The sequence below is a fragment of the Streptomyces sp. NPDC046335 genome (assembly GCF_055587985.1).
Genome location: NZ_JBVJFF010000011.1, coordinates 65,849 through 88,203 on the forward strand (window position 1 = coordinate 65,849; position 22,355 = coordinate 88,203).

The 22,355-nt window shown below is 71.9% G+C and carries 16 protein-coding genes and 1 pseudogene; 5 read left to right on the forward strand and 12 right to left on the reverse strand.

Going from position 1 to position 22,355, the window contains the following annotated elements; all coding sequences use genetic code 11:
- Positions 1 to 10: 10 nt before the first annotated feature.
- The 4 genes from ACZ6JY_RS26365 to ACZ6JY_RS26380 all read right to left on the reverse strand — a co-directional run bounded on the left by ACZ6JY_RS26365 (position 11) and on the right by ACZ6JY_RS26380 (position 6,869).
- Positions 11 to 892 (reverse strand): SDR family NAD(P)-dependent oxidoreductase, encoded by an 882-nt coding sequence (locus ACZ6JY_RS26365; RefSeq protein WP_469199526.1) that lies wholly within the window; start codon positions 890 to 892, stop codon positions 11 to 13.
- A 139-nt stretch (positions 893 to 1,031) separates the two neighbouring features.
- The gene (locus ACZ6JY_RS26370; protein WP_469199528.1) at positions 1,032 to 2,477 is read right to left on the reverse strand and encodes an aldehyde dehydrogenase family protein; all 1,446 of its coding nucleotides are present in this window, start codon (positions 2,475 to 2,477) and stop codon (positions 1,032 to 1,034) included.
- A gap of 152 nt (positions 2,478 to 2,629) precedes the next feature.
- Positions 2,630 to 4,342, reverse strand: a complete 1,713-nt coding sequence (locus ACZ6JY_RS26375) for a PucR family transcriptional regulator (protein WP_469199531.1) — start codon at positions 4,340 to 4,342, stop codon at positions 2,630 to 2,632.
- 148 nt (positions 4,343 to 4,490) lie between these two features.
- Positions 4,491 to 6,869 carry an ATP/GTP-binding protein gene (locus ACZ6JY_RS26380; protein ID WP_469199533.1) on the reverse strand — a complete coding sequence of 793 codons (2,379 nt, stop codon included), beginning with the start codon at positions 6,867 to 6,869 and terminating at the stop codon, positions 4,491 to 4,493.
- 366 nt (positions 6,870 to 7,235) lie between these two features.
- Here ACZ6JY_RS26380 and gabT point away from each other — a divergent pair, with 366 nt between their 5' ends.
- Both gabT and ACZ6JY_RS26390 read left to right on the forward strand, forming a co-directional pair.
- Positions 7,236 to 8,570, forward strand: a complete 1,335-nt coding sequence (gene gabT, locus ACZ6JY_RS26385; protein WP_469199535.1) for a 4-aminobutyrate--2-oxoglutarate transaminase — start codon at positions 7,236 to 7,238, stop codon at positions 8,568 to 8,570.
- Between the two features lie 557 nt (positions 8,571 to 9,127).
- Positions 9,128 to 9,709: a phosphatase PAP2 family protein gene (locus ACZ6JY_RS26390; RefSeq protein ID WP_469199537.1), complete on the forward strand. Its 582-nt coding sequence runs from the start codon at positions 9,128 to 9,130 to the stop codon at positions 9,707 to 9,709.
- Here ACZ6JY_RS26390 and ACZ6JY_RS26395 read toward each other — a convergent pair.
- The 8 genes and pseudogenes from ACZ6JY_RS26395 to ACZ6JY_RS26430 all read right to left on the reverse strand — a co-directional run.
- Positions 9,697 to 10,701, reverse strand: a pseudogene (locus ACZ6JY_RS26395) (chitinase); the annotation flags it as partial. The gene ACZ6JY_RS26390 and the pseudogene ACZ6JY_RS26395 overlap by 13 nt on opposite strands.
- A 343-nt stretch (positions 10,702 to 11,044) precedes the next feature.
- Positions 11,045 to 12,463 carry an NAD(P)/FAD-dependent oxidoreductase gene (locus tag ACZ6JY_RS26400; RefSeq protein ID WP_469199539.1) on the reverse strand — a complete coding sequence of 473 codons (1,419 nt, stop codon included), beginning with the start codon at positions 12,461 to 12,463 and terminating at the stop codon, positions 11,045 to 11,047.
- Positions 12,464 to 12,528: 65 nt separating this feature from the next.
- Complete coding sequence (locus tag ACZ6JY_RS26405; RefSeq protein WP_469199541.1) at positions 12,529 to 13,332, reverse strand: ABC transporter permease; 804 nt, start codon at positions 13,330 to 13,332, stop codon at positions 12,529 to 12,531.
- Entirely contained in the window at positions 13,332 to 14,267 is a 936-nt protein-coding gene (locus ACZ6JY_RS26410; RefSeq protein ID WP_469199543.1) for an ABC transporter permease, read from the reverse strand. The genes ACZ6JY_RS26405 and ACZ6JY_RS26410 overlap by 1 nt, the downstream gene beginning before the upstream one ends.
- Positions 14,264 to 15,424: an ABC transporter ATP-binding protein gene (locus ACZ6JY_RS26415; RefSeq protein ID WP_469199545.1), complete on the reverse strand. Its 1,161-nt coding sequence runs from the start codon at positions 15,422 to 15,424 to the stop codon at positions 14,264 to 14,266. Before ACZ6JY_RS26415 ends, ACZ6JY_RS26410 begins: the two co-directional genes overlap by 4 nt.
- Before the next feature lie 119 nt (positions 15,425 to 15,543).
- Positions 15,544 to 16,785 carry a polyamine ABC transporter substrate-binding protein gene (locus ACZ6JY_RS26420; protein WP_469199547.1) on the reverse strand — a complete coding sequence of 414 codons (1,242 nt, stop codon included), beginning with the start codon at positions 16,783 to 16,785 and terminating at the stop codon, positions 15,544 to 15,546.
- A gap of 75 nt (positions 16,786 to 16,860) precedes the next feature.
- Positions 16,861 to 18,363 (reverse strand): gamma-aminobutyraldehyde dehydrogenase, encoded by a 1,503-nt coding sequence (locus tag ACZ6JY_RS26425; protein ID WP_469199549.1) that lies wholly within the window; start codon positions 18,361 to 18,363, stop codon positions 16,861 to 16,863.
- A 317-nt stretch (positions 18,364 to 18,680) separates the two neighbouring features.
- A complete protein-coding gene (locus tag ACZ6JY_RS26430) occupies positions 18,681 to 19,412 on the reverse strand; it encodes a DUF4190 domain-containing protein (protein WP_469199551.1) in 732 nt (243 codons plus the stop codon).
- 179 nt (positions 19,413 to 19,591) lie between these two features.
- Here ACZ6JY_RS26430 and ACZ6JY_RS26435 point away from each other — a divergent pair, with 179 nt between their 5' ends.
- Genes ACZ6JY_RS26435 through ACZ6JY_RS26445 form a run of 3 tightly spaced genes read left to right on the forward strand, consistent with a single transcriptional unit; the run spans position 19,592 to position 22,266 of the window.
- A complete protein-coding gene (locus ACZ6JY_RS26435) occupies positions 19,592 to 20,659 on the forward strand; it encodes an adenosine deaminase (RefSeq protein ID WP_469200098.1) in 1,068 nt (355 codons plus the stop codon).
- A gap of 22 nt (positions 20,660 to 20,681) precedes the next feature.
- Positions 20,682 to 21,362 carry a glycerophosphodiester phosphodiesterase gene (locus ACZ6JY_RS26440; RefSeq protein ID WP_469199553.1) on the forward strand — a complete coding sequence of 227 codons (681 nt, stop codon included), beginning with the start codon at positions 20,682 to 20,684 and terminating at the stop codon, positions 21,360 to 21,362.
- Between the two features lie 22 nt (positions 21,363 to 21,384).
- The gene (locus ACZ6JY_RS26445; RefSeq protein WP_469199555.1) at positions 21,385 to 22,266 is read left to right on the forward strand and encodes a DUF72 domain-containing protein; all 882 of its coding nucleotides are present in this window, start codon (positions 21,385 to 21,387) and stop codon (positions 22,264 to 22,266) included.
- Positions 22,267 to 22,355 lie beyond the last annotated feature (89 nt).

Here is a 22,355-nt window from a genome sequence, read left to right on the forward strand (position 1 = left end):
CTGACTGGTGCTACTGGATCGTTGTTACCCGATTCGTCCCGGTCCCACCAGTCCTCGCGCAGCCTTCGCTGTCCCCGCGCGGGTCCAGGAGGCGGTGGGTCAGCTCCATCAGGCGGGCCCTGGCCCCGGTGTCGTACGCCTGGTCGTGCGCGCGGGTGTCGGTGAACCGGTCGAAGTAGCGGCCGGTCGTGCCGTCGAGTCCGGGGTCGACGAGCAGGCGGACCGTGGGGCGCACGCCCTCGCCGATGCCGACGGCCGGGGTGAGGCCGTAGGCGCGCAGCCCTTCGGTGTCCATGAGGTGGGCGGGGTGGAGGGTGTTCACCGTGACGCCCGTGCCGCGCAGCTCGGCGGCCAGCTCGAAGGTGGCCATGATCATGGCGAGCTTGCTGCGGCAGTAGGCGCGCAGCCCCTCGTAGCCGCTCTCCAGCATGACGTCGTCGAAGTCGACCGTCTCCTGCCCGATGGAGGCGACGTTGACCACGCGGGCGGGCGCGGAGGCGGTGAGCAGGGGCAGCAGCCCGCGTACGAGGGCGTAGGGGGCGAGGTGGTTCACCGCGAACCGCAGCTCGTGGCCCTGCCTGCTGAACTCGCGCTTCAGCGGTTCGGTGCCGCCGCCCGCGACGGCGTTGTTGACGAGGCCGTCGAGCCGGGGCTCGGCGGCGCGGACGCGGGCGGCCAGGGAGCGCACCTGGTCCAGGTCGGCCAGGTCGGCGAGGTAGGTGCGGACGGGGGCGTCGGGGTCGGTGTCCCGCACCTCGGCGGCGACGGCGTCGAGGCGGCCCTGGTCGCGGCCGTGCAGGAGGAGGGCGTGGCCTCGCGCGGCGAGGTCGAGTGCGATGCCACGGCCGAGGCCCTGGGTGGCGCCGGTGATCAGGGTCGTGTGTCTGCTCATGCCGGTCACTGTGACGGCGCGCGGCGGCGGCTGGGGAGAGCCCGCGGAGCCTGGTGTCAGCACCACCAGGCGGGGCGGGGCGTACGGGAACGGCCGGAGCCCCCGCACAGTGGGCTCCGGCCGTCGGTCTCGCGGGGTGTTACAGGGCGAGGCCCGTGAGGACCATGACGCGCTCGTAGGTGTAGTCGTCCATCGCGAAGCGGACGCCCTCGCGGCCCACGCCGGACTGCTTCACGCCGCCGTACGGCATCTGGTCGGCGCGGTAGGACGGGGCGTCGCCGATGACCACGCCGCCGACCTCAAGGGCGCGGTGCGCGCGGAAGGCGGCCTGGAGGTCGTGGGTGAACACGCCCGCCTGGAGGCCGTACTTGGAGTCGTTGACGGCGTCGAACGCCTCGGCCTCGCCGTCCACCTTGCGGAGGGTGAGGACGGGGCCGAAGACCTCCTCGCAGGCGATCGTGGTGTCGGCCGGCACGTCGGCGAGCACGGTCGGCGCGTACGTGGCGCCGTCCCGCTTGCCGCCGGCCAGCAGCCGCGCACCCGCCTGCACGGCCTCGTCGACCCAGGACTCCACGCGCTTGGCGGCGTCCTCGCTGACCAGCGGGCCGACGTCGGTCTTCGGGTCGGAGGGGTCGCCGGTGACCTGGTTGCCGACGGCGTCGACGACGCGCGCGACGAGCCGGTCGTAGACGGTCGCGTCGGCGATGACCCGCTGCACCGAGATGCAGGACTGGCCGCCCTGGTAGTTGGAGAAGGTCGCGATGCGCGAGGCGGCCCAGTCCAGGTCCTGGTCCGAGGAGAAGTCGGCGAGGACGACCGCGGCGCCGTTGCCGCCCAGCTCCAGGGTGCAGTGCTTGCGCGGCACCGAGTCCATGATCGCGTAGCCGACCTTGTCGGAACCGGTGAAGGAGATGACGGGCAGACGCTCGTCCTGCACCAGGGCGGGCATCTTGTCGTTGGCCACCGGCAGCACCGACCAGGACCCGGCGGGCAGCTCCGTCTCGGCGAGCAGCTCGCCGAGGATCAGGCCGGAGAGCGGGGTCGCGGGGGCGGGCTTCAGGATGATCGGCGCGCCGACGGCGATGGCCGGGGCGATCTTGTGCGCGCAGAGGTTCAGCGGGAAGTTGAACGGCGCGATGCCGAGGACGACGCCCTTGGGGAAGCGGCGGGTCAGGGCGAGACGGCCCTGGCCGCCGGCGTCGGTGTCCAGGCGCTGGGCCTCGCCGCCGTTGAAGCGGCGGGCCTCCTCCGCGGCGAACCGGAAGACGGAGACAGCGCGGCCGACCTCGCCGCGGGCCCACTTGATGGGCTTGCCGTTCTCGGCGGAGATGAGCTGGGCGATCTCTTCCGTGCGCTCGACCAGCCGGCGGCTCACGTGGTCGAGGGCGGCGGCGCGGACGTGGGCCGGGGTCGCGGCGAACTCGTCGCGCACGGCGTACGCGGCGGCCACGGCCTCCTCGACCTGGGCGTCGGTCGGGACGGCCGCCTTGGCGACGAGCCGCCCGTCCCAGGGCGAGTTGACGTCGAGAGTGGTCTCGCCGGTGGTCTGGCGACCGGCGAGCCAGAAGGCGTGGATGGAAGTCATGTGATTCCCGGCCCTTCCGCGGAGGTGTGTCTGGGGGGTACGTCCCTCACCGTAGGGGCAGCGGTCTCACCTGGCGTTTGTCCTGTGCGGAGTGCTGGCCGGGGGCCTTGCGCCGGTTTGTACTGCCTGCCGCTTCGCGGCGGTCCCCGGCTTCAGTCCGTCGTCGTCGACGTCGCCTTCAGGGACAGCCACAGCTCCATGCGGACGTCCGGGTCGTCGAGGGAGCGGCCGAGGATCTCCTCGACCCTGCGCATGCGGTACCGCAGGGTGTGCCGGTGGACGCCGAGGTCGGCCGCCGCCGCGTCCCATTGGCCGTGCCGGGAGAGCCAGGCCCGCAGCGAGGCGACGAGGTCGCCGCGGCCCGTCGCGTCGTGGTCGTGCAGCGCGCGCAGGAGGCCGTCGGCGAAGGCCCGCACCGCGTCGTCCGCGAGCAGGGGCAGGACCGAGCCCGCGGCCAGCTCCTCGTGCTCGACCAGGGCGCGGCCCCGGCGCCGGGCGACGGACAGCGCCTGTTCGGCCTGCTTGTACGCGGTGGCCGCGGCGATCGGCCCGGCGGGCGCGGAGAGCCCCATGACCAGCTCCGCCTCTTCGCCGGAGGCCGTGGTCTCGCGCCCGGTGCCACGCCCGGCCTCCAGCGCCGCCGCGTACTCCGCGCAGGCCCGTACGCCCGCGCCGCCGTCCACGGTGAGCAGCACGATCCGCTCGCCGTACGGGACGACGAGCAGGGCCTCGCCGGAGCGGGCGGCCGCGGCCTCGACGACGTCGACGAGCGCGGCGAGGGGGTCGCCGCCCGCCGATGAGGCGTCGGTCAGCACCGCGAGCGCCGCGGCTTCGCCCGGCGCGGCGGCGTCCCGCGCGGCCTCCTCGCCCTGGCGCTTGGCGCCGCTCTCGGCGCTCGCCCCGGCCCGCACCCGCGCGGCCGACGCGGACGCCACGTCGGCGACGACGAGCCGGAAGGGCGCGTCGAGGAGCCCTCCGTACAGCTCGCCCGCGACCGTGCGGGCGTGGTCGGGCTCCCCCGCGAGGAGCATCCGCAGCACGGCCGCGCCGATCCGCTGCTCGGCGGCGTGCAGCGACCGGGAGCGTTCCGTGGTCAGGGTGAGCAGGGCGATGGCGGAGTGCAGCGCGTACCGCTCGGCGGTGCCGAGGGTGGAGGCCGTGCCGACGGCGAGCGCGGCGCGCGGCCTGCGCCCGGTGCCCAGCGAGTGCAGCTCCACGCGGTCCTCGGCGCCCCCGACGACCGCGCTCGCGGGGGCGGGCCGTTCCCGGAGGCGTTCGACGTCGGCGGTGAGGCGGGCGGCCCTGCGGGAGGCCCACTCCGGTGCGGTGGCGACGACGGTGCCCGAGGCGTCGTACAGCGCCGCCCAGCCGTCGACCTGTCCGGCGAGGGCGAGCAGCAGTCCTTCGGGGCCGTCACTCAGCGCCTGCTTGGTCAGTTCGCGCTGGGCGGCGAAGCCGGCGGTGACCGCACGGTACTGCTCGGCGGCGATGGCGGCGGACACGGCCTTGCTGATGGCGAGGAACGGCGTGCGGCGCGGTACCTCGATGAGCGGCAGGTCCGCCTCGGTGGCCGCGTCGAGCAGCGCCTTCGGGATGTCGGGGTAGTGGACGCCGACGGCGAAGCCGAGGCCGACGACTCCGGCGCCCGCGAGCCGCTTCACGTAGCGCCGCATGGTGGCCGGGTCCTCCGCGTCCAGTTTGAGCGCGGTGATCAGGAGCAGTTCGCCGCCCTCCATGTAGGGCACGGGGTCGGCGAGCTCGCTGGCGTGCGCCCAGCGCACGGGGGTGTCCAGGCGGTCCCCGCCGGCGCGCACGGTCAGCTTGAGCGCGGAGTGGTGGACGAGCGAGGCGAGCGTGGGCGGCATGGGACCTTCAGGTCTGCGGCAATGTGGATCTTTTGGCCGGTCCGTATGAACGACCTGTGCCGATTCTGCCTCACCGTACGGTACGGACGCACCGCCAGTCCGCGTAATCGTTCGTCCCGCCGAACACGCCATCCGGTGTTGTCCGGAACTACCCCCGCAGGTCGACGAGGAGCGGCGGCGCGTGCTCGCCGCGGACCGTGGTGAGCGAGAGCACGGCGTGGCCCGGGGGCAGCGAGTGGGCGAGGTCGGAGGCGGACCAGCGTTCGCGCTCGATCTTGCGGACGGTGACGGCGTCGGTCGTCACGGCCTTGCCGGTGACCAGCTTGCGCAGCGAGTGCAGCGCCCGGGTCATCGCCTGGTCGGCGAAGACCGTGTGCTGGGCGACCTCCTTGGTCTCGATCCACTCGGTGCCCCACGCCTCGGTGAACCGCCGCCCGTCCCAGGTCGTCACCCCGGAGAACGCCATCCGGCAGCCGACCGCCGCGTACAGCGGTCCCTGGAGCGGCTCCGGCACCTCGCCGATGGTCCGCAGGCCGAGGACGACGCCCGCGTTCAGCGACCGCAGCCGCTGGATGGCGCGCACGCTCTCCGCGGTGACGGTGCGGGCCGCGTCGTCGAGGATCAGGCAGGCGAAGTGCGGCCGCCGGGCGCGGCTGCGCACGACGTACCCGAACTGGGCGAGCAGCAGCCTCGCGAGCAGCCGTGCCGCCTCTTCGTGGCCGTGCTCGGGCAGGTCGACGCGGACCCGCAGCGGGTGGTGGACGACGGCCCGCATCGAGAAGGGACGCCCCTGGCCGTCCGGGTCGAAGAAGTCGGCGAAGGCGGGCCGGTCGAGCAGGGCGAGGCGGTCGGCGAGGGCGGGTCCCGGGTCGCCCGGGGTGTGGGACTGGCGGATGCGGGCGTCCAGTTCGCGGCGCATGGCGGGGTGCTCGCCCGCGGCGAGGCCCGCCTGGAGGGCGGCGAGTCCGGCCGGGTCGCCTTCGAGCAGTTCGCGCAGCACGGGGACGGAGGGGAAGCGGCCGTGCAGGGCGCGGTAGGGGCCGAGGAGCTGGGCGAGGGCGGTGGCGGCGCGCTGGGTGCCGACGGCGTCGAGGTCGCCGACCAGGCCCTCGGCGAGGAAGGCGGCCGCCTCGTCGGCGTCGGCGCAGTCCGCGTACAGGTCGATGTCGTGCACGGACGTCGGATCGCCCGGCTTGACCACGACGTCGTAGGAGTCGTCGGTGCCGAGGTCGGTGCCGGCCGCGCACACCGCGACGACCGCGCACTGCCCGGTGAGCGCCCCGAGGGCGAGCGACTCGGCGACGGGCCGCATGAGCCTGCCGGTCTTGCCCGCGCCGGGCGGGCCCACGGCGAGCAGTGAGGTGCCCAGCACGTCGGGTTCGAGGGCGGCGTGGGCTTCGCGCACCTCGTACGGATTGCGCGGGTCCTTCGCGAAGCGGCCGATCCTGACCTGGCCGACGAGGAGGTCGTGCGTGGCGGTGCGCACGGGCAGGTCGCGCTGGCCCGAGGGGTGCGTCCAGGCGGCGGCGCCGTGCCGGGCGACCGTGTCGACGAACCCGGAGAGCCCGGCAGGGTCGGCGGCGGCCGTGCGCCAGGCGTGGCCCAACCGGGCGCAGTCGACGTCGTTCATGCGCCCGCTGACCAGCTCGGCGGAGAGCAGGTCGGCGGCCTTGTCGTGGCCCGCCGCGCGCAGCTCGGGCCAGTGGGCGCGGGTGGGTGCGGCGGCGGGACGGGGCGGGGGCGGCGCGGGGCGGCCGACCGCGGCCCTGGCGTCGCGGACCGCCTGCCACCAGCCGCCGATGTGGGCGAAGGGCCACAGGACGGCGACCGTGATGAGCGTGTAGAGGGCGTCGGTGACCACGGGCGAGGTGAAGACGTCGAGGCCGGCGACGAGGGCGACCAGGGAGAAGACGGGGTCGGCCACGGGCAGCGGGCGCCAGTCGAGGCCGAGGGCGCTCGGCCAGACGAAGAGCAGGGCGCCGACGGCCGCGACGGAGGCGAGCACGGCGCGGGAGGGCTGCGGGCGCCGCATGACGAAGTGGCGGATCGTGTCGGGCCAGGCGCCGAGCCTGCCGACGGTGTAGACCAGCGCGCCGAAGACGACCCCGTTGTAGACGATCTTGGCCTCGTCGCCCTGCCACTGCTTGGCCTGCATGCTTCCGGACCAGTACCAGTCCCCCGGCGTGAACAGCCTCAGCGGAACCCACTGGTAGGGGACGCCGCCCTGCCGCCACAGCGACCAGAACAGCAGACCGAGGAACGTGGAGATCACCAGTCCCACGACGCGCCGCCGGTCGCCGCCCTCGGCGTCCGGTCCCGGCTCCGGGGGCCGGTAGCCCTTGCGCCAGAGGCCCGGCGTGACCTTCGGGCGGGGGGCCGAGAGCCACTCCGCCACGTCGGCGGAGCGCTCGGCTCCGGGCGGCTGCCTCGGCTGCGGCGGGGCGGCGGGGGCGGCAGGTGACGCCGGGCGCGGTGCCGGTGCGGCCCACTGCCCGTCGCGTGCCCCGTGAGTGCCCTCGGTGTCCATGGCCCCTGCCCCCTGACCTGCCGGTCCGTCCGTCGATCCGGGCTCAATCTAGTGCCCGCGCGGGGGGAGTTCACCGTTACGCGGCCGGTCCGCGCGGACCCCCGGTCACCGGTATGTGTCCAAGTCGGACAACGGCACGGCACAATCCCACCCCGATGGAGCATGACCGTCCCCGCGCACCGCCCCTAATCTGCGAAGAAACCCCCGTAAGCCCCCCCCGTAAGAACCCCCTCGTAAGAACCTCGTACGAACGAACCCTCTCGTACGAACCCTCTGCAAGAACCCCCCGTGGAACCAGGCGAGAACCGGATCAGCCGCCGCCGACGGCAGCCGTCCGGCCACCACCCCCAGAACCAGGAGCCCCGCATGAGCGAGATCCCGCAGGAGCGTCGCGTCGTCACCGCCATCCCCGGCCCGAAGTCGCAGGAGCTGCAGGCCCGCCGTACCGCCGTGGTCGCCGGTGGCGTGGGCTCCGTGCTGCCCGTCTTCGCGGCCCGCGCGGGTGGCGGCATCATCGAGGACGTCGACGGCAACCGTCTGATCGACTTCGGCTCCGGCATCGCCGTGACGTCCGTGGGCGCCTCCGCCGAGGCCGTGGTCCGCCGCGCCTCCGCCCAGCTCGCGGACTTCACGCACACCTGCTTCATGGTCACGCCGTACGAGGGGTACGTGGCCGTCGCCGAGGCGCTCGCCGAGCTGACGCCGGGCGACCACGAGAAGAAGTCGGCGCTGTTCAACTCCGGTGCCGAGGCGGTCGAGAACGCCGTCAAGATCGCCCGTGCGTACACCAAGCGCCAGGCCGTCGTCGTCTTCGACCACGGCTACCACGGCCGCACGAACCTCACGATGGCGCTGACCGCCAAGAACATGCCGTACAAGCACGGCTTCGGCCCGTTCGCCCCCGAGGTCTACCGCGTCCCCGTCGCCTACGGCTACCGCTGGCCGACCGGCGCCGAGAACGCCGGCCCCGAGGCCGCCAAGCAGGCCATCGACCAGATCAGCAAGCAGGTCGGCGCCGAGAACGTCGCCGCGATCATCATCGAGCCGGTGCTCGGCGAGGGCGGCTTCATCGAGCCCGCGAAGGGCTTCCTGCCGGAGATCGTGAAGTTCGCGAACGACAACGGCATCGTCTTCGTCGCCGACGAGATCCAGTCCGGCTTCTGCCGCACCGGCCAGTGGTTCGCCTGTGAGGACGAGGGCATCGTCCCCGACCTGATCACCACGGCCAAGGGCATCGCGGGCGGTCTGCCGCTCGCCGCCGTCACGGGCCGCGCCGAGATCATGGACGCCCCGCACTCCGGCGGCCTCGGCGGCACCTACGGCGGCAACCCGGTGGCCTGCGCCGGTGCGCTCGGCGCCATCGAGACGATGAAGGAGCTCGACCTCAACGCCAAGGCGAAGGCGATCGAGTCGACGATGAAGGCCCGGCTGACCGCGATGGCCGAGAAGTTCGAGATCATCGGCGACATCCGTGGCCGTGGCGCGATGATCGCCATCGAGCTGGTCAAGGACCGCGCGACCAAGGAGCCGAACCCGGAGGCGACCGCCGCCCTGGCCAAGGCCTGCCACGCCGAGGGTCTCCTCGTCCTGACCTGCGGCACGTACGGCAACGTCCTGCGCTTCCTGCCGCCGCTGGTCATCGGCGACGACCTCCTCAACGAGGGCATGGACATCATCGAGGGCGCCTTCGCCCGCGTCTGACCGCCGCCCCCGCTCGACGAGGCCCGTACGCACGCCAGTACGGGCCTCGCCCATGTCCACGAGCCGGCGCCGGCGCTTCCCGCCGGGCCCCCCGCACCCCCTCGTACACGCCCTGACGTGTACGGACACCTCCCCCGAGTGCGCCGCAGATGACACCGTGGCGACAGGCCACCGTCGGGGCGTGTGAAGAAGGTGTGCGGGCCCCATGTCGGGATGCCGATGTGCCTGTCGGCCCGCCATCGCCTGCCGTACGGTTTCTGCAGATGAGAGAAACACCCCGCCCGCAGGAGACTGCGGGCGACACCAGGGCGGAGCCTCCCCAGCCCCGCCAGGGTCGTGCCATCGCGCACCCCGGAGCCTCTGGCTCCGGAACTCCTCACCGATCGGATGGCCGCACGCCCCAAACCCCCCGGGGCGCGCGGCGACCCGATCATTTCGGCCGCCCCGGAACCACCCCCCCTGTTCCGGGGCGGCCTCCCCTTCTCCTCTCGCTCTCCCTCTCCCTGTGCGCACTGCTGTTCGCGCTGCTCACCTGGCAGGTCGTCGTCGGCGGGCCGGTGCGTCGCGCCGACGAGCGTGCCGGACGGGCCCTCGCCGGCAGCCGGTTCCCTGACCGCGCCGCGGAGTTCCTCGCCGACCTCGGCAATCTCGCGGTGGCCGTGCCGGTGCTCGTCGCGGTCATCGCGTACGTGGCATGGCGGGGCCGCCGGGCCGGGACGTACCGCTGGTGGCTGCCGCCGGTGGCCGCGTCCTGCGCGATGGTCCTGGTGCCGCTGCTCGTCGTCCCCCTCAAGGCAGCCGTCGCCCGCCCGGGGCCGCCGGGCATGGCGGGCGACGGCTACTACCCCTCGGGGCACACGGCGACGGCCACCGTGGCCTACGGAGCGGCGGCCCTGCTCCTGCTGCCCCTCCTGCGCGGCGCGTACGGCCGCCGCGCACTGCTCATCGGCTGCGCCGCGCTGAACCTGGGGGTCGGCCTCGGCCTCGTACGGCGCGGCTACCACTGGCCCCTGGACGTCGTGGCGAGCTGGCTGCTCCTCGCGATGCTGCTCCAGGTCATGGTGTGGGTGACCGGCCGGTACGGGACGCCCTCGCCCTCGCCCGAGGAATCTGCCCGGGACGCGGCTCAGCCGAAGTAGGCGTCGAAGTTCCTGGAGAACTCCTGGCCGTTGAAGCGGTCCCAGTTGATCGACCAGGTCATGAGGCCCCGCAGGTCGGGCCAGGTGCCGTGGGTCTTGTACGTGCCGCAGTCCCGGCCCTTCGTGAGGCAGTCCAGGGCCTTGTTGACCTCGGCCGTGGAGACGTGGCCGTTGCCCGCGTGGACCGAGGCGGGCATGCCGATCGCCACCTTCCGCGGGGGCAGCGCCGGGAAGACGTTGTTCTTGTCGCCCGCCACGGGGAAGCCGGTCAGCAGCATGTCCGTCATCGCGATGTGGAAGTCCGCGCCGCCCATGAAGTGGTACTGGCCGTCCAAACCCATGATCGGCCCCGAGTTGTAGTCCTGGACGTGCAGCAGCGTGAGGTCGTCGCGCAGGGCGTGGATGACCGGGAGGTACGCGCCGGCGCGCGGGTCCTGGCCGCCCCACTTGCCGGTTCCGTAGAACTGGTGCCCGAGCTGCACGAAGAAGGTCTCCGGGGCCATCGTCAGCGTGAAGCCGGAGCCGTACTTGGTCCTGAGAGTCTTCAGCGCCGAGATCAGGTTCACGATGACTGGGGTCTTCGGATTCTTGAAGTCGGTGTCATCGGCGTTCAGCGAGAGCGAGTGGCCCTCGAAGTCGATGTCCAGGCCGTCGAGTCCGTACTCGTCGATGATGGCCGAGACGGAGGAAACGAAGGTGTCGCGGGCCTGCGCGGTCTTCAGCTGCACCTGGCCGTTCTGGCCGCCGATGGAGATGAGGACCTTCTTGCCCGCGGCCTGCTTCGCCTTGACGGCCGCCTTGAACTCGGTCTTCGTCTCCACGTTCGGGCACTCGGCCCTGGGGCAGAGGTCGAAGCGGATGTCGCCGGAGGTCGCGGTGGTCGGCTCACCGAAGGCGAGGTCGATGATGTCCCAGCTGTCGGGGGTGTCCGCGAGGCGGGTGTAGCCGGAGCCGTTGGCGAAGCTGGTGTGCAGATAGCCGACGAGGGTGTGGTCGGCGCCGGCCTTCGCCCGTACGGGGGACTCGGCGACGGGAGCCGCCGCGGCTCCGGCGGCGATCAGGCCCGACGCGGTGAGCGCGCAGGCGAGGGCCGAGGCCACGGCGATTCTTCGCAGGCCGCACAGGGGGGAACGCGACGGGGAACGGTCCACTTCTGCCTCCGGGACGGTGGGGTGGAGGTGCTCGGGTGGTGGATGCGCGCCCCGCCAACTTGGTCCAGACCAATGCAGGTGTCAATACCTTCGGCACTTTCGGCGGCCCAGGCCTTCACGTCGCTCCGTGTGCCGCCGCCTCGCGCATCGCGGGTTCCGGCCCGGCACCTCCCGCGCCGGTCGTTCAGCTGTCGAAGCCGAGCCCCAGTTTGTCCATCGCCTTCAGCCAGAGGTTCCGCCTGCCGCCGTGGGCGTCGGCGCGGGCCAGCGACCACTTCGTCAGCGCGACGCCCGTCCAGGCGAACGGCTCCGGCGGGAACGGCAGCGGCTTCGTCCGCACCATCTCCAGCTCCGTACGCTCCGTGCGCTCACCGGAGAGCAGGTCCAGCATCACGTCGGCGCCGAACCGGGTCGCGCCGACGCCGAGGCCCGTGTACCCGGCCGCGTACGCGACGCGCCCCTTGTGCGCGGTGCCGAAGAACGCCGAGAAGCGCGAGCACGTGTCGATCGCGCCGCCCCACGCGTGCGTGAAGCGGACCCCCTCCAGCTGCGGGAAGCAGGTGAAGAAGTGCTCGGCGAGCTTCGCGTACGTCTCGGGGCGGTCGTCGTGCTCGGCGCGCACCTTGCCGCCGAACGGATAGATCGCGTCGTAACCGCCCCACAGGACGCGGTTGTCGGCGGTGAGCCGGAAGTAGTGGAACTGGTTGGCGCTGTCGCCGAGGCCCTGGCGGTTCTTCCAGCCGATCGCGGCGAGCCGGTCGTCGGTCAGGGGCTCGGTCATCAGCGCGTAGTCGTAGACCGGCACGGTGTACGAGCGCAGGCGCTTGACCAGCGAGGGGAAGACGTTCGTGGCGAGCGCGACCTGGCGGGCGAAGACCCTGCCGTACGGGGTGCGGACCGCCATGCCCGCGGCGGCGGAGGCCAGATCGAGGGCGGGCGTGTGCTCGTAGACGCGGACGCCCTTCTCCAGGCAGGCCCGCTTCAGGCCCCACGCCAGCTTCGCCGGGTTCAGCATGGCGACGCCCTCGCGGTCCCAGAGGCCGCCGAGGAAGGTCGGCGAGTCGACGTGCTCGCGCAGGGCTTCCGCGTCGAGCAGCTCGGCGCCGCCTGCCAGGCCGTGGGCGGCCATCTCCTCGTACATCTCGCGGAGTTCGGCCATCTGGTGCGGCTCGGTGGCGACGTCGATCTCGCCGGTGCGCTCGAAGTCGCAGTCGATGGAGTAGCGCTTGACGGCCGCCTCGATCTCGTCGAGGTTGCGCGCGCCGAGCTCCTCCAGCTTCGCGATCTCGTCGGGCCAGCGGGAGAGCCCGTTGCCGATGCCGTGCGTGAGGGAGGCGGCGCAGAAGCCGCCGTTGCGGCCGGAGGCGGCCCAGCCCGCCTCGCGGCCCTCGACGAGGACCACCTCGCGGCCCGGGTCGCGCTCCTTGGCGATGAGCGCGGTCCACAGGCCGCTGTAGCCGCCGCCGACGACGAGGAGGTCGCAGCGGTCGTCGCCGGTGAGGGCGGGCTCGGCGGCGGGCCTGCCGGGGTCGTCGAGCCAGTACGAGAGGGGCTTGGCGTCGGAGAGTGACGTGGTCCAGCGGGTCATGGCGCGAGGGGCCATGATTTCCACTCCTTAGGTAACGGTAGAGGCGGAAGAGCGGTGGTGGCGGGAGAGCCGTGGTGGCGCTATTTCGCCTGTTTGTTGCGGCGCTTGCCGGCCAGCATTCCGGTGAGCACCAGGAGGACGGCGACGAGGAACATCGCCGTACCGATCACATTGATCTGAACGGGCGTGCCCCGCTGTGCCGATCCCCAGACGAACATGGGGAATGTCACGGTCGAGCCCGCGTTGAAATTCGTGATGATGAAATCGTCGAAGGAGAGCGCGAAGGCGAGCAGGGCGCCCGCCGCTATGCCGGGTGCGGCGATCGGCAGCGTGACCCTCAGGAAGGTCTGCACGGGACCGGCGTAGAGGTCCTGCGCGGCCTGTTCCAGACGGGGGTCCATCGACATGACGCGCGCCTTGACGGCGGTCACCACGAAGCTGAGGCAGAACATGATGTGGGCGATGAGGACCGTCCAGAAGCCGAGCTGCGCGCCCATGTTGAGGAACAGGGTGAGCAGCGAGGCGGCCATGACGACCTCGGGCATCGCCATCGGCAGGAAGATCAGCGAGTTGATGGCGCCGCGCGCGCGGAAGCGGTAGCGCACCAGGGCGAAGGCGATCATCGTGCCGAGCACGGTCGCGCCGATCGTCGCCCAGGCGGCGATCTGGAGGCTCAGCGAGAGCGACCCGCACATGTCGGCGACCCCGCACGGGTCCTTCCAGGCGTCGAGCGAGAACTCCTGCCAGGAGTAGTTGAAGCGCCCCTTCGGCTTGTTGAAGGAGAATACGGTGACGACGACGTTCGGCAGCAGCAGGTAACCGAGCGTGAAAAGGCCCGCGATGACGACGAGATTGCGGCGCAGCCAACGGAAAACAGCGGCCATCAGACGAGATCCTCCGTCCCCGACTTGCGGATGTAGAAGGTCACCATGAAGAGAATGGCGGCCATGAGGATGAAGGAGAGAGCGGCGGCCGTCGGATAGTCAAGGATGCGCAGGAACTGCGTCTGGATGACGTTGCCGACCATGCGGGTGTCGGTCGAACCGAGGAGATCCGCGTTCACGTAGTCGCCCGCCGCCGGGATGAAGGTGAGCAGCGTGCCGGAGACGACGCCCGGCATGGAGAGCGGGAACGTCACCTTGCGGAACGTCGTGGACGGCTTGGCGTAGAGGTCGCCCGCGGCCTCGTGCAGCCGCCCGTCGATGCGCTCCAGGGAGGTGTAGAGCGGCAGGATCATGAACGGCAGGAAGTTGTACGTGAGTCCGCAGATCACCGCGAGCGGGGTGGCGAGGACCCGGTCGCCCGCCGTGACGCCCAGCCAGCTCGTGACGTCGAGGACGTGCAGGGAGTTGAGGGCGCCCACGACGGGGCCGCCGTCCGCGAGGATCGTCTTCCAGGCCAGCGTACGGATGAGGAAGCTGGTGAAGAACGGCGCGATGACGAGGACGAGGATGACGTTGCGCCAGCGGCCGGCGCGGAACGCGATGAGGTAGGCGAGCGGGTAGCCGAGCAGGAGGCACAGGACGGTGGCGGCGCCCGCGTAGAGCACCGAGCGCAGGAACTGCGGCCAGTAGTCGGTGAGCGCGTCCCAGTAGGTGGCGAAGTGCCAGGTGACCTTGAAGCCCTCTTCGAGCGACCCGGTCTGCACGGACGTCGAGGCCTGGTAGACCAGCGGGAGCGCGAAGAAGACGATCAGCCAGAGGATGCCGGGGAGCAGCAGCCAGTAGGGGACGAGGCGTCCGCGCTTGCGGGGCCCGCGCGCGGGGGGTTCGTCCGCGGTGGGGGTCTTCGGTGGTGGTGCGTCGGTCGCGGTCGTCATGCGGAGGCGTCCTCCTCGACCTTCTCGACGCCCGCCTCGATGTCCTGGGCGGCGTCGAGTCCGAAGGTGTGCGCCGGGTTCCAGTGCAGGACGACCTCGGTGCCGGGGACGAGGCGGGTGTCGCGCTCGACGTTCTGCGCGTACACCTCGAAGGACGGGCAGACCGGGCTGTGCACGACGTACTGCGTGGACACGCCGATGAAACTGCTGTCGGCTATGCGTCCCGTGATGCGGTTGCGGCCCTCGGGGATCTGCCCGGCGTCGTCGGCGTGGGTGAGGGAGATCTTCTCGGGGCGTACGCCGGCCAGGACCTTGCCGCCGGTCGCGGTGGGGCCCGTACATCGCGCCGCGGGCAGCGTCAGTTTGCAGTCGCCCGCCTTGAGGACCAGGTCGTCGCCGCTGCGGGCCTCGACGTCGGCCTCGATGAAGTTGGAGGTGCCGAGGAAGTTGGCGACGAACGTGGTCCGCGGGTTCTCGTAGAGGTCGGCGGGGGCGCCGAGCTGCTCGACCTGGCCGCCGTTCATCACGGCCACGGTGTCGGCCATCGTCATGGCCTCCTCCTGGTCGTGCGTGACGTGCACGAAGGTGATGCCGACCTCGGTCTGGATGCGCTTGAGCTCCAGCTGCATCTGGCGGCGCAGCTTCAGGTCGAGGGCGCCGAGCGGCTCGTCGAGGAGGAGCACCTTGGGGTGGTTGATGAGCGCGCGGGCGACGGCCACGCGCTGCTGCTGGCCGCCGGAGAGCTGATGGGGTTTCTTGCGGGCCTGCTCGCCGAGCTGGACGAGGTCGAGCATCTCGCCGACCTTGTTCTTCACGGACTTGATGCCGCGGCGGCGCAGGCCGAAGGCGACGTTCTCGAAGATGTCCAGGTGCGGGAAGAGCGCGTACGACTGGAAGACGGTGTTCACGGGCCGCTTGTACGGGGGCAGCGCCGTGACGTCCTGGTCTCCCAGGTGGACCGTCCCTGAGCTGGGTTCCTCCAGGCCCGCGATCATGCGGAGCGTGGTGGTCTTCCCGCACCCGGACGCCCCGAGCAGCGCGAAGAACGAGCCCTGCGGCACGGTGAGGTCGAGCGGTCGCACGGCGGTGAACGACCCGTAGGTCTTGCTGATCCCGGAGAGGCGAACGTCGCCGCCGGCTTCTTTGGCAGAGGTCATGGTGAGGTCCAGGAGTCGAGAGGGGGGAACGGAAGGCGCCCTGTTTCGGGGGCGCGGGGAACGGCGCGACAAGCCACAACGGACCGGCAGCCGGCAGACGGCCCCGTACCTGCCAAGCGCTAGGCGCCCGTGAGCTTCGCGAACTTCTCCTCGTACGCGGTCTCTTCCTTCGGCGTGAGCGACCGGAAGGCCCGGGACTTCGCCTTCATCTCCGCGTCGGGAAGGATCAGGGGATTGGCCGCCGCGTCCTTGTCGATCTTCGAGAGCGCGCCCCGGACCCCGTCCACGGGACAGACGTAGTTGATGTACGCGGCGAGGCGGGCGGCCGGTTCCGGCTCGTAGTAGTAGTCGATGAGCCGCTCGGCGTTGGTCTTGTGGCGCGACTTGTTGGGGACGAGGAGGTTGTCCGTCGACGTGATGTAGCCCTGGTCCGGGATGTGGAAGCCGACGTCCGGGTTGTCGGCCTGGAGCTGCACGATGTCACCGGCCCAGCCCAGGCAGGCGGCGATGTCGCCCTTGGCGAGGTCCGAGGTGTAGTCGTTGCCGGTGAAGCGGCGGATCTGCTTCTTGTCGACGGCCTTCTGGAGGCGGGCGATGGCCGCGTCGAAGTCGTCGTCGGTGAAGTCCGCGGGGTCCTTGCCCATGTCGATGAGCGTCATGCCGACGCTGTCGCGCATCTCGGAGAGGAACCCGACGCGCCCCCTCAGCTTCGGGTCGTCGAGGAGCTGCGACACCGAGGTGATCTCCTTGCCGCCGGTCGCCTTCTTGTTGTAGGCGATGACGGTGGAGATGCCGGTCCACGGATACGAGTAGGCCCTGCCCGGGTCCCAGTCGGGGTTCCTGAACTGGGCGGAGAGATTGGTGTACGCGTGCGGCAGGTTGGCGGGGTCCAGCTTCTGCACCCATCCGAAGCGGATGAGCCGGGCGGCGAGCCAGTCCGTGACGCATATGAGGTCGCGGCCGGTGTCCTGGCCCGCGGCGAGCTGCGGCTTGACCTTGCCGAAGAACTCGACGTTGTCGTTGATGTCCTCGGTGTACTTGACCGTGATCCCGGTGCGCCTGGTGAACGCCTCCAGGGTGGGCCGCCGGTTCTCGTCCTTCTCGTCGACGTCCATGTACTCGGTCCAGTTGGAGAAGGTGAGCCGCTTCTCCTTCGCCGAGTGGTCCTCGGACGACACGTCGCCCTGCCCCTTGCCCGCCGCGGGGATGCCGCAGGCGCTCAGGGCGCCGAACCCGCCGACGGCGAGCGCGCCGCCGGTGGAGGCGCGCAGCAGGGAACGGCGGGTCAGTGAGCCCCTGCCGTCGCGCAGGCTGCGTCGCATGGCGGCCAGTTGGGCCGGGGTGGGCTCGTAGTGCTCCATACGCGTGGTTGCCCTTTCGGGTGGGAAGGCGGCCGCTGGTCAGGCGGTCTTGCGGCCCATCGGCCATGGCCTGGGTTATCGGTCCCCGAAGATCGTGCGGTGCCAGTCCTTGCGCACTATCGCGGTGTTGTCGAACATGACGTGCTTGACCTGCGTGTACTCCTCGAAGGAGTACGCGGACATGTCCTTGCCGTAGCCGGAGGACTTGTAGCCGCCGTGCGGCATCTCGCTGAGGATCGGGATGTGGTCGTTGATCCAGACGCAGCCCGCCTTGATCTCGCGGGTGGCGCGGTTGGCACGGAACACGTCGCGGCTCCAGGCGGAGGCGGCGAGCCCGTAGGGGGTGTCGTTGGCGAGCCGGATGCCCTCGTCGTCGCCGTCGAAGGGCAGGACGACCAGTACGGGCCCGAAGATCTCGGACCGCACGACCTCGCTGTCCTGCGCGGCGTCCGCGATGAGGGTCGGCTTGTAGTAGGCGCCCGGGTGCTTCGGTGCCTCGCCGCCGGTGACCACGCGCGCGTAGGAGCGGGCCCGATCGACGAAACCGGCGACGCGGTCGCGGTGCGCGTGGGAGATGAGCGGTCCGAGGTCGGTCGCCGGGTCGAACGGGTCGCCGAGCCGCACGGTCTCCATGAGGTCGGCGACGCCCTGGACGAAGGCTTCGTAGAGCGGCCTCTGCACGTACGCGCGCGTGGCGGCCGTGCAGTCCTGCCCGGTGTTGATGAGCGCGCCCGCGACCGCGCCGTGGACGGCGGCTTCGAGGTCGGCGTCGTCGAAGACCACGAAGGGGGCCTTGCCGCCGAGCTCCAGGTGGAGCCGCTTGACCGTGGCGGTGGCGATCTCGGCGACGCGCTTGCCGACGCCCGTGGACCCGGTGAAGGAGGTCATGGCGACGTCGGGGTGGCCGACGAGATGCTCACCGGCGTCCTGGCCCGCGCCGGAGACGATGTTGACGACACCGTCGGGGATACCGGCCTCGGTGGCGGCCCGCGCGAAGAGCAGCGAGGTGAACGGGGTCAGCTCGGCGGGCTTGAGCACGATGGTGTTGCCGGCCGCGATCGCCGGGAGCACCTTCCAGGCGGCCATCTGGAGCGGGTAGTTCCAGGGTGCGATGGATCCGACGACGCCGATGGGCTCACGGCGTACGTACGAGGTGTGGTCGCCGGAGTACTCACCGGCCGACTGGCCCTGGAGATGCCGGGCCGCGCCCGCGAAGAAGGCGGCGTTGTCGACGGTTCCCGGGACGTCGAACTCCCGGCTCAGCTTGATCGGCTTGCCGCACTGCAACGACTCGGCCTGAGCGAACTCCTCGGCGCGCTCGGCGAGCACACCCGCGAAGCGGTGCATGGCGTCGGAACGCTCACCGGGGGTGGCCCCTGCCCAGCCGGGGAACGCCTCGGCCGCGGCGGCCACGGCGGCGTCCACGTCGGCTCTGCCGGCGAGTTCGTACGAGAACACGTCATCGCCCGTGGCGGGGTCGACGACAGCATGAGTGCGCCCCGACGTCCCCCTGGTCAGGCGCCCGGCGATGTACTGGGCGCCATCCGCGAAATGGTCCTGCGCCTGGAAGTTGTGCATGACGCTCTCCTCCGCCGCACGCCCCGTCCTACGGGGCCCGGCGTAGCTCCAGATCGATTTGAGTGCCGATCCTGGCAGAGCAGCTAATGCTCAACAAGTGATTCCGTTGTTGCCTTTTGGTTACGCGACGGAATCTGTCGACCAGGTGTCGAGTCGTCCTGGAAAACCCAGGACGGAATGTCAGTGGCGCGTGCCAGACTCGCGTGCATGGGGTACGTCCCGATGCCGGGTGAACGGGTGGGTGCGTGGGAAGCATCCGCCGCGAAGCGGCGGGACAGGGGAGACGCGAAGCCAGGCTTCCGGCCGGGCGAGGCCTGTTAGGCGTTTGCCAGGAGCTGTGTCGCGTGGCCTGAGCCGCCGGGCGACCCCGCGGTGTCGTCCCACTCCCCCGCCGGCGCCACGATCAAGAGGACCAGCAGGGCCGCACCCAGCACGATGCCGGCCGCCCCGCAGATGATCCCGGCCAGGGCCTGGCCGCCATTCGTCGCCTCGCCGCGCTTCGCCTTGCCGCGGCCCACCGCCCCGAAGATCACCGCGAGGATGCCGAGGACGATGGCCAGCGGCCACAGGCAGAAGCCGACCGCCGAGATGATGCCGAGGACGAGCCCGGCGACACCTATGCCGTTCGCGGGCGCCACCGGCATGGCGGGCCAGCCGTATCCCGGCGGGCCGCCGGGCATCCCCTGCCCCGGATAGCCGTAGCCGGGCTGCCCGTAGCCGACGTGCCCGTACCCGGGATACCCGCCCCCGCCCGGAGGCCCCTGCTGTCCCGGATGACCGGCGAAGCCCCCGTACCCGTAAGGCATGGGCATCTGCCCCGGCCCCTCCGGCGAAACCGGGGGCGGCGGCACCGGCTCCCCGGGCGCCGCGAAAGGATGCGCCGCACCGGGAGAAGCCACGGGCCCCGCCCACTGCCCCGGCACGGGAGCCGCGGGAACCGGCGGTGCCCAGGGCCCCCGCTTCGGCGGCGGAGCCGCGTCCTCCGGCGGCGGCGCCCAGGGGTCCCGCTCCCCCGGCGCCCCCGCGCCGTCCTCGGGCATGGCGGACATCACGACCCCTTCTTTCGTACGTTCCGTCATGCTACGGCCCCCGCTTCGCCCCCACGCCCCGCGGCCTACGATGATCCCGACCCATCGATCAGCCGATCAAGCCCGTTCCTGGGGAGGAAACCGTGACCGACCAGCAGCCCGCAGCCGCGGCGACGCAGCCGACACAGCGACCCACGGCCATGACCACGGCCGCGGCCACGCCCGCACCGGGCCTCGCACGCGACCCGCACGCCTTCATCGCAGGACTGCCCAAGGCGGAACTGCACGTGCACCACGTCGGCTCGGCCTCCCCCCGCATCGTCTCCGAGCTCGCCGCCCGGCACCCCGACTCGGCCGTGCCGACCGACGCCGAGGCGCTCGTCGACTACTTCACGTTCACGGACTTCGCCCACTTCATCCAGGTCTACCTCTCCGTGGTGGACCTGATCCGCACCCCGGACGACGTACGCCTGCTCACCTACGAGGTGGCCCGGGACATGGCCCGGCAGAACGTCCGCTACGCCGAGCTCACCATCACCCCGTACTCCTCCGTCCGCCGCGGCATCGACGACCGCGCCTTCATGGACGCCATCGAGGACGCCCGCACGGCCGCCGAGAAGGAGTTCGGCACCGTACTGCGCTGGTGCTTCGACATCCCCGGCGAGGCCGGGCTCACCTCCGCCGAGGAGACGCTGCGGCTCGCCGTCACCGACAAGCTGCGCCCCGAGGGCCTGGTCTCCTTCGGTCTCGGCGGGCCCGAGATCGGCGTGCCGCGCCCGCAGTTCAAGCCGTACTTCGACCAGGCCATCGCGGCGGGCCTGCACTCGGTGCCGCACGCGGGCGAGACCACGGGTCCGGAGACCGTCTGGGACGCCCTGAACCACCTGGGCGCCGAGCGCATCGGCCACGGCACCACATCTGCCCAGGACCCGAGGCTCCTCGCCCACCTGGCCGAGCGCGGCATCCCGCTGGAGGTCTGCCCGACCTCGAACATCGCGACCCGCGCCGTCCGCACCCTCGACGAGCATCCGCTGAAGGAGTTCGTCGCGGCCGGGGTGACGGTGACGATCAACTCCGACGACCCGCCGATGTTCGGCACCGACCTCAACAACGAGTACGCGGTCGCGGCCCGCCTCCTCGGCCTCGACGAGCGCGGTATCGCCGCCCTGGCGAAGAACGCCGTAGAGGCCTCCTTCCTCGACCCGGCGGGCAAGGCCAGGATCGCCGCCGAGATCGACACGTACACGGAGACATGGCTCGCCGTGTGATCACGGCAGCACAATGGGGGCCATGCGCAACGTGACTGCTGTGGCCCACCGAGGCGATCCCTACCGCGTCCGCGAGAACACCCTCCCGTCCCTGCGCTCCGCACTGCGGCGGGGCGCGGACGTGGTGGAGATCGACGTCCGCCTGAGCGGTGACGGCGTGCCCGTCCTGCTGCACGACCCGACGCTCAAGCGCCTGTGGGGGTGCGAGCGGCCGGTCTCGGTGCTGTCCGCCGCCGAACTCGACGGCCTCACCGAGGGCGGCCTGCCGACGCTCGCGGCGGCCCTCGCCGCCACGGACGGGCACCGCGTCATGATCGACCTGCCGGGCGCGACGGCCGAGGCGGTGCGCACGGTCGTCGGCGTCGTCGCGGAGTGCGGGGCCGCCGAGCGGGTGTACTACTGCGCGGGCGGCGACACGATGCTCGCCGTGCGCGACGCCGACCCGGCCGCGGAGATCGCGCTGACCTGGACGACGCTCGCCCCGCCGCGCCGTGTCCTGCTCGACGCGGTGAAGCCGCGCTGGCTCAACTACCGCTTTCCGCTGGTCGACCGCGAACTCGCCTTCGACGTGCACCGCATGGGCTGCCTCGTGTCGGCCTGGACCCCGGACACCCGCCGCTCGATGCGCCGCCTGATCGACGCGGGCGTCGACGCCATCACCACCAACCGCGTCGATGTCCTGGAGTCGCTGCGCACGCCGTGACCCATCGGGGTACCCGTGCCGGATGAGCGAGATACTGGTGGGGACCTGTTCGTGGACGGACCGCGCGCTGCTGGCCAGTGGCTGGTATCCGAGGGGCCTGAAGGACGCCGAGGGGCGCCTGCGTCACTACGCGGGCCGCTTCCCGCTCGTCGAAGTCGACTCCACTTACTACGCGCTGCCCAGCGAGCGCACCTGCCGCTCCTGGGCGGAGCGCACACCGGACGGCTTCCGCTTCGATGTGAAGGCCTTCTCCCTCCTCACCGGCCACCCGACCCGCCCGGCCGCGCTCCCCGCCGACCTGCGGGACCGGCCGATGGGCCCCGAGCTGCTCGACACCGTCTGGCAGCGCTTCGACGACGCCCTCGCGCCCCTGCGGGAGACGGGCCGTCTCGGCACCCTCCTCTTCCAGTACCCGCCGTGGTTCGCCCCCGGCCCCCGGGCGGAGCGCACGCTGACCGAGTGCGCGAAGCGCGCCGCGGGCCGGCCACTGGCCGTGGAGTTCCGGCACCCCGACTGGTGGCGCGAGGACCGCGGCGCGCGCACCGCCGCGCTCCTGACCGACCTCGGCATGGCCGCGGTGGCGGTGGACACGGCCCAGGGGCTGCCGCGCTCGATGCCCGCCGTTGCTCCGGTCACCGTGGACCGGCTCGCGGTGATCCGCTTCCATGGCCGCAGCCCGGCCTGGGGCAACGGCTCCAAGGAGGACAAGTTCCGCCACGCGTACGCGGACGCGGAACTCGTCGAGTGGCTTCCCCGCGTTCGGGCGATGTCCGAGCGGGCCGAGGAGCTCCACGTCCTGTTCAACAACTGCTGCGCGGATGCGGCCGTGCGCGCGGCGGAGTCGATGACCCGCCTGCTCGGCTCGGGCTACCGCGGCTCCGGCTCCCTGAGCTCCGGCCCCTAGGGGACACCCCTGCCCACTCCCCGGACGGGGCGGGAGCTTGATCCCTGAGACGGTACGGGGATCACGCCCTCCGCACCGACGATCCGCGG

Coding starts and splice junctions, on each gene's coding strand:
- ACZ6JY_RS26405 (WP_469199541.1), bottom strand. CDS start 13,332: ATGGCCGCTGTTTTCCGTTGGCTGCGCCGCAATCTCGTCGTCATCGCG.
- gabT (WP_469199535.1), top strand. CDS start 7,236: ATGAGCGAGATCCCGCAGGAGCGTCGCGTCGTCACCGCCATCCCCGGC.
- ACZ6JY_RS26380 (WP_469199533.1), bottom strand. CDS start 6,869: ATGGACACCGAGGGCACTCACGGGGCACGCGACGGGCAGTGGGCCGCA.
- ACZ6JY_RS26400 (WP_469199539.1), bottom strand. CDS start 12,463: ATGGCCCCTCGCGCCATGACCCGCTGGACCACGTCACTCTCCGACGCC.
- ACZ6JY_RS26375 (WP_469199531.1), bottom strand. CDS start 4,342: ATGCCGCCCACGCTCGCCTCGCTCGTCCACCACTCCGCGCTCAAGCTG.
- ACZ6JY_RS26370 (WP_469199528.1), bottom strand. CDS start 2,477: ATGACTTCCATCCACGCCTTCTGGCTCGCCGGTCGCCAGACCACCGGC.
- ACZ6JY_RS26445 (WP_469199555.1), top strand. CDS start 21,385: ATGAGCGAGATACTGGTGGGGACCTGTTCGTGGACGGACCGCGCGCTG.
- ACZ6JY_RS26440 (WP_469199553.1), top strand. CDS start 20,682: ATGCGCAACGTGACTGCTGTGGCCCACCGAGGCGATCCCTACCGCGTC.
- ACZ6JY_RS26435 (WP_469200098.1), top strand. CDS start 19,592: ATGACCACGGCCGCGGCCACGCCCGCACCGGGCCTCGCACGCGACCCG.
- ACZ6JY_RS26420 (WP_469199547.1), bottom strand. CDS start 16,785: ATGGAGCACTACGAGCCCACCCCGGCCCAACTGGCCGCCATGCGACGC.
- ACZ6JY_RS26430 (WP_469199551.1), bottom strand. CDS start 19,412: ATGTCCGCCATGCCCGAGGACGGCGCGGGGGCGCCGGGGGAGCGGGAC.
- ACZ6JY_RS26365 (WP_469199526.1), bottom strand. CDS start 892: ATGAGCAGACACACGACCCTGATCACCGGCGCCACCCAGGGCCTCGGC.
- ACZ6JY_RS26415 (WP_469199545.1), bottom strand. CDS start 15,424: ATGACCTCTGCCAAAGAAGCCGGCGGCGACGTTCGCCTCTCCGGGATC.
- ACZ6JY_RS26425 (WP_469199549.1), bottom strand. CDS start 18,363: ATGCACAACTTCCAGGCGCAGGACCATTTCGCGGATGGCGCCCAGTAC.
- ACZ6JY_RS26410 (WP_469199543.1), bottom strand. CDS start 14,267: ATGACGACCGCGACCGACGCACCACCACCGAAGACCCCCACCGCGGAC.